The 12,805-nt window shown below is 69.8% G+C and carries 10 protein-coding genes; 3 read left to right on the top strand and 7 right to left on the bottom strand.

The annotated features are described in order from the left end of the window. Positions 1 to 238: 238 nt before the first annotated feature. Positions 239 to 1,219, top strand: a complete 981-nt coding sequence (gene dapD / locus H0523_RS24015) for a 2,3,4,5-tetrahydropyridine-2,6-dicarboxylate N-succinyltransferase (protein WP_054434829.1) — start codon at positions 239 to 241, stop codon at positions 1,217 to 1,219. Between the two features lie 48 nt (positions 1,220 to 1,267). On the opposite strand, the gene H0523_RS24010 is transcribed toward dapD, so the two are convergent. Beyond that, on the bottom strand, positions 1,268 to 2,200 hold the full coding sequence (locus H0523_RS24010; protein WP_054434831.1) for a GlxA family transcriptional regulator: 933 nt from the start codon (positions 2,198 to 2,200) through the stop codon (positions 1,268 to 1,270). A 126-nt stretch (positions 2,201 to 2,326) separates the two neighbouring features. Between H0523_RS24010 and H0523_RS24005 the strand changes: the two genes are divergently transcribed. Then, positions 2,327 to 3,163, top strand: a complete 837-nt coding sequence (locus H0523_RS24005; protein WP_054434832.1) for an SDR family NAD(P)-dependent oxidoreductase — start codon at positions 2,327 to 2,329, stop codon at positions 3,161 to 3,163. On the opposite strand, the gene H0523_RS24000 is transcribed toward H0523_RS24005, so the two are convergent. Further along, the gene (locus H0523_RS24000) at positions 3,130 to 3,969 is read right to left on the bottom strand and encodes a class II glutamine amidotransferase (RefSeq protein WP_054434834.1); all 840 of its coding nucleotides are present in this window, start codon (positions 3,967 to 3,969) and stop codon (positions 3,130 to 3,132) included. The two genes, H0523_RS24005 and H0523_RS24000, sit on opposite strands and share 34 nt — an antisense overlap. A gap of 139 nt (positions 3,970 to 4,108) precedes the next feature. Between H0523_RS24000 and H0523_RS23995 the strand changes: the two genes are divergently transcribed. Beyond that, entirely contained in the window at positions 4,109 to 5,167 is a 1,059-nt protein-coding gene (locus H0523_RS23995) for a threonine aldolase family protein (protein ID WP_054434836.1), read from the top strand. A gap of 22 nt (positions 5,168 to 5,189) precedes the next feature. Here H0523_RS23995 and H0523_RS23990 read toward each other — a convergent pair whose 3' ends face one another. The 5 genes from H0523_RS23990 to H0523_RS23970 form a co-directional block, all read right to left on the bottom strand. Further along, positions 5,190 to 6,017, bottom strand: coding sequence for an AraC family transcriptional regulator (locus tag H0523_RS23990; protein WP_054434838.1), 828 nt, complete (start codon positions 6,015 to 6,017; stop codon positions 5,190 to 5,192). A gap of 71 nt (positions 6,018 to 6,088) precedes the next feature. Then, positions 6,089 to 8,152 carry a UvrD-helicase domain-containing protein gene (locus H0523_RS23985; RefSeq protein ID WP_054434839.1) on the bottom strand — a complete coding sequence of 688 codons (2,064 nt, stop codon included), beginning with the start codon at positions 8,150 to 8,152 and terminating at the stop codon, positions 6,089 to 6,091. A 55-nt stretch (positions 8,153 to 8,207) separates the two neighbouring features. Then, positions 8,208 to 10,313 (bottom strand): primosomal protein N', encoded by a 2,106-nt coding sequence (locus H0523_RS23980; protein ID WP_054434840.1) that lies wholly within the window; start codon positions 10,311 to 10,313, stop codon positions 8,208 to 8,210. A gap of 373 nt (positions 10,314 to 10,686) precedes the next feature. Next, positions 10,687 to 11,760, bottom strand: a complete 1,074-nt coding sequence (gene hemE, locus H0523_RS23975; protein WP_054434842.1) for a uroporphyrinogen decarboxylase — start codon at positions 11,758 to 11,760, stop codon at positions 10,687 to 10,689. A 100-nt stretch (positions 11,761 to 11,860) separates the two neighbouring features. After that, the gene (locus H0523_RS23970; RefSeq protein ID WP_156333552.1) at positions 11,861 to 12,646 is read right to left on the bottom strand and encodes a response regulator; all 786 of its coding nucleotides are present in this window, start codon (positions 12,644 to 12,646) and stop codon (positions 11,861 to 11,863) included. Positions 12,647 to 12,805: the final 159 nt, after the last annotated feature.

The following is a 12,805-nucleotide window of genomic DNA, read 5'->3' as shown; positions in this document are numbered from 1 at the left end:
TGATGGATGACGACGTCCCTACCCCAGCACCCTCCCACTGCGGAAGGCGCATCTACACCATACAAGGATGACGACGGGGCAGTCCGGAGCGAACGCTCCGGACCGCAATCGTGGGCGCCCGCCGCTCGGTCCGCCTGCCAGAGGGGCGACCTACGAAGCGCCCCCCCGCTCCCGAATAGAAAGACCCGCCCCCATCGCCTAGAATGTTCCCAAGAGAAGCCCCCCAAAAAAACAGCCCATGCAAGAACACCCCCAAAACAGCGCCATCGCCTACGGCCTGGCCACGATCGCCGCCGACGGCACCGTCCTTGATACCTGGTATCCGCGCCCGTCCCTGACCGACAAGACGCCCGCGGGCGGCACCCGGCACCTGACGCCTGAAGAAGCGCGTGCCGCGCTCGGCGAGCACGTGCCCACCTCGCTTGGGCGCGACACCCGGCGCAAAGTCGACATCGTCGCCGTGCGCACCGCCATCGCCTCGCTCGACGCGCCACCCGCCGACGCGCACGACGCCTACCTGCGCCTGCACCTGCTCAGCCATCGGCTCATCCGGCCGCACGGCGCCAACCTCGACGGGCTGTTCAACGTGCTCGCCAATGTGGCCTGGACCTCCGCCGGCCCCTGCGCCGTCGACCAGGTCGAAGCGCTGCGCTGGCAATTGCGCGCCACCGGCCAGATCCTTGAAATCCGCGGCGTCGACAAGATCCCGCGCATGACCGACTACGTCGTGCCCGCCGGCGTGCGCATCGCCGACACCGCCCGCGTGCGGCTCGGCGCGCACCTGGCCGCCGGCACCACCGTGCTGCACGAAGGCTTCTGCAACTTCAACGCCGGCACCCTCGGCGCCTCCATGGTCGAAGGCCGCATCAGCGCCGGCGTCATCGTCGATGACGGCACCGACATCGGCGGCGGCGCGTCCATCATGGGCACCATGTCCGGCGGCGGCAAACAGGTCGTGGCCATCGGCAAGCGCTGCCTGCTCGGCGCCAACTCCGGCATCGGCATCTCGCTGGGCGACGACTGCGTGGTCGAAGCGGGCTGCTACGTCACCGCCGGCACCCGCGTGCTGACGCCGGAAGGCGCGGTGGTCAAGGCGGTGGAACTGGCCGGCCAGCACGGACTGCTGTTCCGCCGCAACTCGCAGAGCGGCGCGGTCGAGACGCTGGTGCGCACGGCCGCCTGGGGCACCTTGAATCCGGCGCTGCACACCGGGCACTGACCGGATCCAGGCCGGAGCCCGCCACGGCCCCCCGGCGCGGCGCCGGCGTCAGGCGTGCAGCAGCCGCCGCATCGCCTGCGGCGACTGGCCGAAGGCGCGCAGGAAGGCCTTGCGCATGCGGTCGCGGTCGCCAAAGCCGGTTTCGCGCGCCACCACCTCGGCCGCATGGCGGCCGGACTGCATCATGTCCTGCGCCGCCTCCAGGCGCAGATGCTCCACCGCCTTGGCCGGCGACTGCCCGGTCTCCTGACGGAACACGCGGCTGAACTGGCGCGGGCTCAGGTGCGCGGCGCGCGCCAGTTCGTCCACCGACAGTTCGGCCTTCAGGTTGGCCTTGGCATAGGCCAGCGCCGTCTGCACCCGGTCGGACTTCGCATCCAGCTCCAGCAACGCCGAATACTGCGACTGCCCGCCGGCGCGGCGCTGCGTCAGCACCAGCTTGCGCGCCACCGTGCGGGCCATGTCCGCCCCCAGGTCGGCTTCCACCATGGCCAGCGCCAGGTCGATGCCGGCGCTCATGCCCGCCGAGGTCCAGATCGGGCCGTCGGCCACGAAGATGCGGTCCTCGTCCACCTTGACCTGCGGGTACTCGCGCTGCAGGCGGCGCGCGTAGAACCAGTGGGTGGTGGCGCGGCGGCCGTCGAGCAGGCCGGCCTGCGCCAGCACGAACGCGCCGGTGCACATCGAGGCGCAGCGGCGCACCCGCCCGCTGGCGCCCCGCAACGCGCGCAACAGGCTCTCCGACGCGCCCTCGCCGCTGTTGTCCCCCGCGACGATCAACGTGTCGAATGCGCGCCGGCCCAGCTTGATGGTGTCCTGCGCGAACCCCAGCGAACTGGCCACCGGCCCGCCATGCTCGGACACCAGGACGACGCGATAGGCCGGCTCGCCGCTCTGGCGGTTGGCCATCTCGAAGACGGCGCTGGCCGCCAGGCTCATGAGCTGGAAGCCGGGATGCAACAGGATCGCGATGGTTTTCATGGCCGTGCCGTCCGTTTTCGCCGGATGTCCTGAAAAGACGTTTCTATGTCATTGAGGATATTCCATCCCGACTCTACTCTGCAAGCGTACCGGCACGATCCGCCGTCCCTCTTTTCGGAGTCCATCATGAGCAACACCCCGTCTGGCAAATCCCTGGGCCGCGCCCTGATCACCGGCGCCTCGTCCGGCATCGGCGCGCGCTACGCCCATCACCTGGCCCATCGCGGCCATGACCTGACGCTGGTGGCGCGCAATGTCGAGCGCCTGGAAACCCTGGCCGCGCGGCTGCGCGCCGAAACCGGCCGCGACGTGCGCGTGCTGCCGGCCGATCTGTCGCGAGCCGACGGCGTGCAACGCGTGGCGCAAACGCTGCGCGAGGACGACTCGTTGACCCTGCTGGTGAACAACGCCGGCATCGGCTCGGTGGCGCCGCTGCTGCAATCCGATCCCGGCCAGATGCAGGCCATGATCGACCTGAACATCAGCGCCCTCACCCACCTGGCCATGGCCGCTGCGCCCGCCTTCGTGGCGCGCGGCGGCGGCACCCTCATCAACATCGCCTCGATCGTCGGCTTGCACCCCGAGCTGCTCAACGGTGTCTACGGCGCCAGCAAGGCCTATGTGCTGGCCTACTCGCAATCGCTGCGCCACGAACTGGCGGACCAGGGCCTGCGCGTCCAGGCGGTGCTGCCCGGCGCCACCGGCACCGAGTTCTGGGACCTGGCCGGCAAGCCGGCCAGCGAGTTGCCGTCCGCCATGGTGATGAGCGCGGACGACATGGTGCGCAGCGCCCTGGCGGGCCTGGACCAGGGCGAGTTCGTCACCATCCCGTCGCTGACCGATCCGGCCCTGCTGGAACGCCTGGAAGCGGCGCGCCAGGCCCTCGGCCCGGAACTGTCGCGCAACGTGCCCGCGGCGCGCTACGGGCTTCAGGCGCCCGGCGGCACCGGCACGAACGGATAGTGCTCGACCTGCCCGCGGGCGGCGATGATGGCGGTGGACTCGGGCACTTCCTCCCAGGCCCCCGGCATCTCGGTCAGCGGTTCGGACAGCAGCAGGAAGGCTTCGTCATCCAGCGCCGCGACCTTCGGGTCGTCGGGATAGAGTTCGCGCAGGTGACGCACGCAGGTGTTGTGGAACAGCGTGCGCGAATCGCGCTCGCTGGAATAACGCACCGCGATCAGGCGCTCGCCGTCCAGGGCGCAGACCGTCATGTTGATCGGCCGGGCCACGCCATGGCGCCGGCCGGTCTCCTCGACCGCGCCGACCATGCGCGCCAGCGCCGGCAGCGCGTCTTCCTCCAGGCCGAAGGTCAGCGCCAGCAGGAACATCACCTCGGAATCGGTCGAGCCCTCCAATGAGCCGAAGTAGGCGGGCGCGATCATCAGCATCAGGTCGCGCCGCAGCAGCGGATAGTCGCGGATGACGCCGTTGTGCACGAACAGCCAGTTGCCGTGGCGGAACGGATGGCAGTTGGTTTCCTGGGCCGGCGTGTCGGTGGCGGCGCGGATGTGCGCGACGAACAGCGGCGAATGGATGGCGCGCGCCGCCTCGCGCAGGTTGCGGTCGTTCCAGGCCGGATGCACGCTGCGGTAGCGGAACGGCGGCTCGGGCGGCCGGCCGTACCAGCCCAGGCCGAAACCGTCGCCGTTGGTGGTGGTGGCGCCCATGCGCGCATGCAGGCTCTGGTCGATCAGCGAGTGCGTGGCCTTGAACAGCACGCTCTCCATTTGCAGGGGACTCCCGGTGTAAGCCAGCCAGCGGCACATGATGCGCTCCTTGGAAACCGACCCGGCGCGGGGCCGCCGGGTCCGTCCCAGTGTAGGAGCGGGGCGCAATTTTCTACAAGCCCGGGACGGCGCCGGCGGGCATAGTGGGACCTTGTCAGCCTTTCCCGGAGCCTGCCCTTTGGACACCCCCGCCTCCCTTTCGCCCCAGCTGGGTTTCGCCAGCGACAACACCGCCGGCGCCAGCCCGCAGATCCTGGCCGCGCTGCTGCGGGCCAATGAGGGACAGGCTGCCGCCTATGGCGCCGACGACATCACCCTGCGCGTCGAACGGCGCCTGGCCGAGATCTTCGAGCGCGACGTGGACGTGCTGCTGGTGCCCACCGGCACCGCCGCCAATTCGCTGGCGCTGGCGGCGCTGACGCCGCCGTGGGGCAGCGTGCTGTGCCACGCGCACAGCCACATCGCCAACGACGAATGCGGCGCCCCCCAGTTCTACAGCGGCGGCGCGCGCCTGACGCTGCTCGAGGGCGCCGCCTCCAAGCTCGATCCCGCCCGGCTGGCGGTGGAAGCGCGCCGCAAGGCCGGCGACGTGCACTCGATGCCGCCGGCCTGCGTCAGCATCACCCAGGCGACCGAGACCGGCAGCGTGTACATGCTGGACGAGATCCAGGCCCTCGGCGCCGTCTGCCGCGATGCCGGGCTGCCCCTGCACATGGATGGCGCGCGCTTTGCCAATGCCCTGGTCAGCCTGGGCTGCACGCCCGCGGAAATGACCTGGAAGGCCGGCGTCGCGGCGCTGTCGTTCGGCGCCACCAAGAACGGCGTGCTGGGCGCCGAGGCCATCGTGCTGTTCGAGCCCGGACGCGCCACCGAACTGGCCTACCGGCGCAAGCGCGGCGGCCACCTGTTCTCGAAGATGCGGCTGCTGTCGGCGCAGATGGAAGCCTATCTGGCGGACGACCTGTGGCTGGCCAACGCGCGCCAAGCCAACGCCATGGCGGCGCGGCTGGCGGCCGGCATGGCGGGCCTGCCCGGCGTGACCCTGCAGGGGCCGGTCGAGGCCAACATCCTGTTCTGCCAGCTGCCCATGGCGGCCATCGCCGGCCTGCTGGCGCAGGGCTTCCGCTTCTACCACGACCGCTGGGGCCCGGGCGTGGCGCGGCTGGTGACGTCGTTCAACACGCGCGAGCAGGATGTCGACCACTTCCTGGCGGCGTTGCGGGCGCTGGCGCGATAGCAATGCTCAGGCGACGCGGAGCTCAGGTCGCGCGCCGATACGCCGAAGGCGGCACGCCGTAGGCGGTGCGGAAAGCGCGGTTGAAATGGCTCTGGTCGTAGAAGCCAACGTCGGCCGCGACCTGCGCGATCGGAGCCCGCGCCCGCGCCAGCGCGCCGCAGGCCCGTTCCAGGCGCAGCCGCGTCAGCCAGGCGTGCGGCGTCAGCCCCACCGACAGCGCGAAGCGGCGCAGGAACTGGTAGCGGCTCAGGCCGCACAGCCGCGCCAGGTCTTCAAGACCGATCTTGTCGCCCAGATGGGCCTGGCAGTAGTCCAGCACGGCCCGCTGGTGCGCCAGCGCCAGGCCGCCGCGCACCGCCTGCGGCGTCACCGCGCCGGTGCGCGCGAACAGCGCCCCCATCAGGGCGAGCGAGGCGGCCTCGTGCGCCAGCGGCCCGGCGGCCGCGTCCGCCATCCAGGACGCGTGCAGCGCCATGAAGCGGGCCGCCAGCGCGGGTTCCTCGATCAGCGTGCCCAGGAAGCGTTCGTCCGGCGCGCCGCCCGAGACCTCGGCGATGAAATCGCGCATCAGGTCGGGCGACAGGCGGAAGGTCTTCAGGGTGTAGGACTCGCCATAATCGGCCACGCCGGCGCCGTCATGGACCTCGCCGGGCGGCATCAGGGCGATGCCCCCGGGCCCCAGCAGGGTGCTGCGGCCGCGGAAGGTCTGGCGCTGCACGCCCTGGGTCACCAGGCCGATGTGGTAGTCGACGTGGTAGTGCCGGTCGAACTGGAACTCGACCAGCCGCGCCACGCCCAGCACCAGGCCCGGCGTCCCGGGCACCGGTTGATAACGCAAGTCATCCTTCATCGGTAACGCCATGGTGCAAAGCGGCAGGTATAGCCTGGACGCGCCTCCCGGTCTTGTAATTTATTGCGGCGTCACTTCTTCAGCAAGGCCTTGAGCATGGCCATGCGTTCCTTGGGATTCATGGCGGCGGTGGTCTCGTCTTCCTTGATGGTCGGATCGTCCAGCCCCATTTCCTCGATGAAGCGCGACGGCTCGCGCACCAGGTCCTCGCGCGCCCGGCGGCGGCGCTTGCACCAGCTCAGGTTCAGGGTGCGCTGCGCGCGGGTGATGCCGACGTACATCAGCCGCCGCTCTTCCTGGATGCGGGTGGCCAGGTTCTCGGCGGCGCGCGCCGGATCGCCATCCTCGTCGTCCTTGCCCAGGTGCGGCAACAGGCCTTCCTCGACCCCGGCCAGGTACACGTGCGGATACTCCAGCCCCTTGGAGGCGTGCAGCGTCGACATCTTGACCGCGTCCAGCTCCTCTTCCTCGCCGCGTTCGAGCATGGTCACCAGCGCCACGTGCTGCACCAGCTCGAACAGGGTCATGTTGTCCTCTTCGGCCTTGCGCTTGAGCCAGCCGGTCAGTTCCAGCACGTTCTGCCAGCGGGTCTGCGCCGGGCGTTCCTCGAACAGCTCGAACAGGTGGCGTTCGTACTGGATCGCCTGCACCAGGTCGTCCAGGATCACGCCGGCGGGCTCGGCCGGCGCGGCGTCCTTGGCCGACGCGGCGCCGCGGCCGGCGCGCCACTGCATGCGGCGGATGAATTCGGTAAAGGTGCGCAGCGGTTCCAGCTGCCGCGGCGCCAGCAGGCTCTCCAGCCCGGTCTCGTCGACCGCGGCCAGCAGCGACAGCTCGCGGCTGGCCGCGTACTGGCCCAGCGTCTGCAAGGTAGCCTGGCCGATGCCGCGCTTGGGCGTGGTGGCGGCGCGGATGAACGCGGGGTCGTCCTCGTCGTTGGCCAGCAGCCGCAGGTAGGCCAGGATGTCGCGCACCTCGGCCTTGTCGAAAAAGCTCTGGCCGCCCGAGATCGTGTACGGGATCTTCAGATTGCGCAGCGCCTGCTCCAGAATGCGCGCCTGGTGATTGCCGCGATACAGGATGGCGAAGTCCTTCCACTGCGCCTGGCGCTCGAAGCGCGCGGCCGAGACCTTCATGGCGATGGACTCGGCCTCGTGCTCCTCGCCGTCCATCGGCGACACCAGGATCGGCTCGCCCACGCCCAGGTCCGACCACAGCTTCTTGTCGAACAGCTTGGGGTTCTTCTCGATCACCTGGTTGGCCGCGGCCAGGATGCGCTGCACCGAGCGGTAGTTCTGCTCCAGCTTGATGAGCTTGAGGTTGGGATAGTCGGTGGTGAGTTTGGCCAGGTTCTCGATGGTCGCGCCGCGCCAGGCGTAGATGGCCTGGTCGTCGTCGCCCACCGCCGTGAACATGGCGCGCGGGCCGGTCAGCAGCTGCACCAGGCGGTACTGGCAGACGTTGGTGTCCTGGTATTCGTCGACCAGCAGGTAGCGCACGCGGTTCTGCCAGCGGGTGCGCACCTCTTCGTTGTTGGCCAGCAGCAGCGCCGGAATGCGGATCAGGTCGTCGAAGTCCACCGCCTGGTAGGCGGCCAGCGTGGCGGCGTAGCTGCGGTAGACGTTGGCGGCCTCGACGTCGCCCGGCGTGATGGCCTCGCGCGCGGCGTCGTCGGGTTCCATCTGCGCGTTCTTCCACAGCGAGATGATGCCCTGCACGTGGCGCAGGCGGCCCTTGTCGGTGGTGGCCAGCAGTTCCTGGATGATCGCCATGGCGTCATCGGCGTCGAGGATCGAGAACGTCGGCTTGAGGCCGGCGTTGCGGGCCTCTTCGCGCAAAAGCTTCACGCCCAGCGAGTGGAAGGTGCTGATGGTCAGGCCCTTGCCCAGCTTGCGGTCCACCAGCGTCTTGACGCGCTCGTCCATCTCGCGCGCGGCCTTGTTGGTGAAGGTCAGCGCCACCACGTTGCGGCCCATGTAGCCGCACTCGCGCAGCAGGTACGCGATCTTCTGCGTGATGACGCGCGTCTTGCCGCTGCCGGCGCCGGCCAGCACCAGGCAGGGGCCGTCCAGGTACAGCACCGCCTCTTTCTGCGCGGGGTTCAGGCCGTGGCCGATGGGTTCGTGTGCGGACATGGGATTCGGGGAAAGGGGAACGACATAGAGTAATCGGACGGACGCGCGGTGCGTGTCAGATTTCCAGCGGGTCGACCTCCAGCTGCCAGCGCACCCGGGCCTCGTTGGCCAGGTACGGCAGATGGTGCGACCACGACGCCAGGAAGGCCTGCAACGCCGGACGGCTGGTGCTTTCCACCAGCAGCTGGGCGCGCTCGACGTTGGCCACGCGCACCACCCGCAGCGGCACCGGGTCATACAGCATGACCGCGTCCAGCCCCGGAAAGTCGGCGGCCCATTCGCCTTCGGGCAGGGCGCGCGCCTGCTGCAGGAAGGCCTGCGCCACCGCCAGCTCGCGCGCCTCGGCGGTCAGCAGGGCCTGGTAGGCGAACGGCGGCAGGCCGGTGCTTTCGCGTTCCTGCAGCGCGTGGCGCGCGAAGCCCGCGTAGTCATGCCGCAGCAGCGCCTGGTACACGGGCTGTTCGGGATAGCCGGTCTGGATGATGACCTGGCCGTTGCCCTGGTGGCGGCCGGCGCGGCCGGCCACCTGCATCAATTGGGCGAACAGCCGTTCGGGCGCGCGGAAATCGTGCGCGAACAGCGCCGAATCGGGATTGAGCACGCCCACCAGGCCGAGCCGCGCGAAGTCGTGGCCCTTGGACACCATCTGCGTGCCGACCAGGATGTCGACCTCGCCCGCGTGAACGGACGCGAACAGCGCCTCGGCGCTGCCCTTCTTGCGGGTGCTGTCGGCGTCGATGCGCAGGATGCGCGCCTCGGGAAACAGCTCGGCCAGGTGTTCCTCGACCCGCTGCGTGCCGCGCCCCATCGGCGCCAGGTCCTGGTCGCCGCATTCAGGGCAGGCGTGCGGCACCGGCGCCTGGTAGCCGCAGTGGTGGCATTGCAGGCGATGGCCGCGGCCGGCCGTGCGGTGCAGCACCGTGAAGGCGGTGCAGCGCGGGCAATTGCTGACCCAGCCGCAGGACTGGCAGTGCAGCACCGGCGCGAAACCGCGCCGGTTCAGGAAGATCAGCGATTGCTCCTTGCGCGCCAGCCGTTCGCCGAGCGCCTCCAGCAACTGCGGCGACATGCCGTGCTTCATCGGCAGGCGGCGCGTGTCCACCAGCTTCATGGCCGGCAGCGAGCTGGAGCGGGCGCGCGCCGGCAGCGCCAGCCGCAGGTAGCGGCCGCGCTCGGCGTGCTGCCAGGTTTCCAGCGACGGCGTGGCCGAGCCCAGCACCACCGGGATGTCCAGGTCGTGCGCGCGCCACACCGCCAGATCACGCGCGGAATAGCGCAGGCCGTCCTGCTGCTTGTACGAGGCGTCGTGTTCTTCGTCCACCACGATCAGGCCCAGCTCGCCCATGGGCGCGAAGATCGCCATGCGCGTGCCCAGCAGCATGCGCGCCTGGCCGCGCTGCGCGCGCGCCCAGGCCTGCAGGCGCTCGCCATCGGACAGGCCGCTGTGCAGCACCGCCAGGCCGTCGGGCCCCACCAGGCCTTCCAGCCGGGCGCGCAGCGCGCCCTCCAGCTGCGGCGTCAGGTTGATTTCCGGCACCAGCAGCAGCACCTGGCGGCCGGCCGCCAGCACTTTCTCGGCGGCGCGCAGGTAGACCTCGGTCTTGCCGCTGCCGGTCACGCCGTACAGCAGCACCGGCTTGAATTTGGCGAGCCCGGCGATGGTCTCCACCGCCTCGCGCTGCGCATCGTTCAGTTCAGGCGGCTGGTCGGCCTCGGCCGGATTGCGGGCCGCCTTGCGCTTGCGTCCGTCCAGCCGCGCCACCGGGCCGCCGGCCGAGCGCTTGCCCTGATAGGCGGTCGGCTTGCGCAGCGGCGGCGGCAGCGTCGGCAGCATCACCTCGCCCAGCGGCCGCTGGTAATACTCGGCGGCGAAACGCGCCAGGCGCAGCCAGGCCTCGTCGAAGGGCGGCAGGTCGCGCAGCACTTCCTCGATCGGCTTGATCTGCTTCGGTTCGTAGGACGGCTCGGCCGGATTGTCCACCACCACGCCGATCAGCTTGCGGCGCCCGAACGGCACGATCACCCGCAGGCCCGCCTCGACGGGCTCGTGGTGACGGTAGTCGAACGGGCCGGGCAGCGGCACGTCGAGCGCGACGCGCACCCAGCAGACCGCCGCCGGCGCGGCCGGCGTGGATTCGACCAGCGCGAAGTCTTCAGACATGGAGAACGGAACGGAACATGAACGGAACGGGCCCGAAACGGGCGCGATGACGGTGCCTGGAGGCGTGGACCGGGCCGGCGCCCGGGCGAGGAAGGATTGTCGCCGCAATCCCTGCCGGGACTCCAGCCCCTACCTGTGGATAACTTTGGGGAAAAGGCGAGAGCAACGTTAGAAATTGGAATAAGGCAAGATTGCATCAACTCTTGCAACCCTGTTGAAAACCTATTTTATTCCATTAAAAACATCGACTTAAGCAAACTTTCAAGATTGTAAACTAGCTTCTAAAGGGTTTTCCCCGAGCGCAATCTTGCTGTGCACAACTGCGCTTGGGGGCCCTCAATACCCGGCCCTGCGGGCCGAAGCGTTCACTCACTTACCCTCTGAGCGAACGGCTGTGACGGTGGACTTCGTCGACCAATTCGGCTACCGCTTCGGGCGGCGTGAAGCGCGAAATGCCATGCCCCAGGTTGAAGACATGGCCGCCCTTGCCCACCGGGCCGAACGCGTCGAGCACGCGACGCGCCTCGGCGCGGATGGCGTCGGCGCCGCCGAACAGCGCCATGGGATCGAGGTTGCCCTGGAACGCGACCGAGTCGCCGGTGCGGCGCCGCGCCGCGGCCAGGTCGACCGTCCAGTCCAGGCCGACGGCATCGCAGCCGCAGGCGGCGATGTCTTCGAGCCACTGGCCGCCGCCCTTGGTGAAGACGATGGCCGGCACGCGGCGGCCTTCGTGTTCGCGGGTCAGGCCGGCCACCACCTTGCGGGTATAGGCCAGCGAGAATTGCTGGAACAGGCCGTCGGCCAGCACGCCGCCCCAGCTGTCGAACAGCATCACGGCCTGCGCGCCCGCGGCGATCTGCGCGTTCAGGTACTGCAGCGTCGCCTCGGCGTTGATTTCCAGGATGCGATGCAGCAGGTCGGGCCGCGCATACAGCATGGTCTTGATCAGGCGGTAGTCGTCGCTGCCCTGCCCTTCGACCATGTAGCAGGCGATGGTCCAGGGGCTGCCGGCAAAGCCGATCAGCGGCACCTTGCCGTCCAGGTCGCGGCGGATGGTGCTGACGGCGTCGAATACGTAGCGCAGCTTGTCCATGTCGGGCACGGCCAGGCGCGCCACGTCTTCCTCGGTGCGCACCGGACGGGCGAAGCGCGGGCCCTCGCCTTCGGCGAAGTCCAGGCCCAGGCCCATGGCGTGCGGCACGGTCAGGATGTCCGAGAACAGGATGGCCGCGTCCAGGTCGAAACGCTCCAGCGGCTGCAGCGTGACTTCCGAGGCGTAGTCCGGGTTCTGAGCCAGGCCCATGAAGGAACCGGCCCGCGCCCGCGTCTGGCGGTACTCGGGCAGGTAGCGGCCCGCCTGGCGCATCAGCCAGATCGGGGTGTAGGGCACGGGCTCGCGCAGCAGTGCGCGCAAGAACACATCGTTCTTCAAGACGGAAGCAGACACGACTATCCTCGATGATCGGAAGCCGTGATTTTACTGCCCCAAGCTGACAGGGCATGGCGGCGGCGCGCCCGGCGTTTGCCGGCGCGCAAACGACGGGGCTTCAGCCGGCGCCGCTCGCGCTGTCGGCGTGCATCGCGGCCTGGCGCCGGTACGGCGCGGCATCGATGCCGTGCTTGCGCATCAGCGCCCAGAACGCCCGCCGATGCTTGCTGGAGGCGCGCGCGGCGCGCGCCACGTTGCCATGATGGCGCGACAGCGCCAGCCGGATGTAGTCGGACTCGAATCCATCGACCACCCGCGCCTTGGCCTGCCGGAAGGCCTCCTGCGTGTCGCGGCCGGGCTGGTAGCGCAACCCGGCCAACCCCTGCTGCAACACCTGCCGCGGCACCTGCGGCCGGGTGCACGGCTGGCCAGCCGGCCGCGCGCCGCCCGCCGCATAGGCCGTCTCGGGTTCCCGCAACCCTTCGGCCAACAGGGGCGCACGCCGCGCCAGCCGCCCCAACCGCACGCGCAGGCTTTCGAGGCAATACGGCGCGGCCAGGAAGTCCGAGGCGCCCAGCCGCAGCAGATCCTCGATGGCGGGCGCGGTCATGTCGTGCACCAACAGCAGGATGGGCGTCGCGAGCTCGCCTGCGGCCTGCTGCAGCGACAGGCGGGTCCAGGCCAGCGAGGCCGGCGCGACCGGCAGGATGCAGTGATCGTAGCGCCGCAGGGCGACGGCCAGCCCGGCGAGCGCATGGACGTCGGGGCCTGTGCCCGGCGTTCGCAGCGGCACCAGGTGCAGGCGCACCCGCGCCAGCCTGGGCTGGTCGCGGGCGACCCAATGGCCCATGGCGATTTCGTGGCCAGGGGTGAGCAGCACCCCGCAATCCATGGTGTCTCGCATGCAGTTCCTCCCGGCTTGCGTTCCAAAGATTGCAGGCTACCGTTGCAGAACACACCCGGCCATTCGTAGTGAGCGCAAGCGGGACTGCGGTCGACCGAGGGAAGGCGCCGCCGAACGAGCGCGAACGGCGGGCATGAAAAAAGCGGCCCAGGGCCGCTT

This window comes from Achromobacter insuavis, from assembly GCF_902859645.1.
Taxonomy (GTDB): domain Bacteria; phylum Pseudomonadota; class Gammaproteobacteria; order Burkholderiales; family Burkholderiaceae_B; genus Achromobacter; species Achromobacter insuavis.
Note: the sequence above shows the minus strand (reverse complement) of the source record. Positions and strands in the feature narration are given on the sequence as shown.

Coding starts and splice junctions, on each gene's coding strand:
- dapD (WP_054434829.1), top strand. CDS start 239: ATGCAAGAACACCCCCAAAACAGCGCCATCGCCTACGGCCTGGCCACG.
- H0523_RS24010 (WP_054434831.1), bottom strand. CDS start 2,200: ATGAAAACCATCGCGATCCTGTTGCATCCCGGCTTCCAGCTCATGAGC.
- H0523_RS24005 (WP_054434832.1), top strand. CDS start 2,327: ATGAGCAACACCCCGTCTGGCAAATCCCTGGGCCGCGCCCTGATCACC.
- H0523_RS24000 (WP_054434834.1), bottom strand. CDS start 3,969: ATGTGCCGCTGGCTGGCTTACACCGGGAGTCCCCTGCAAATGGAGAGC.
- H0523_RS23990 (WP_054434838.1), bottom strand. CDS start 6,017: ATGAAGGATGACTTGCGTTATCAACCGGTGCCCGGGACGCCGGGCCTG.
- H0523_RS23985 (WP_054434839.1), bottom strand. CDS start 8,152: ATGTCCGCACACGAACCCATCGGCCACGGCCTGAACCCCGCGCAGAAA.
- H0523_RS23980 (WP_054434840.1), bottom strand. CDS start 10,313: ATGTCTGAAGACTTCGCGCTGGTCGAATCCACGCCGGCCGCGCCGGCG.
- H0523_RS23970 (WP_156333552.1), bottom strand. CDS start 12,646: ATGCGAGACACCATGGATTGCGGGGTGCTGCTCACCCCTGGCCACGAA.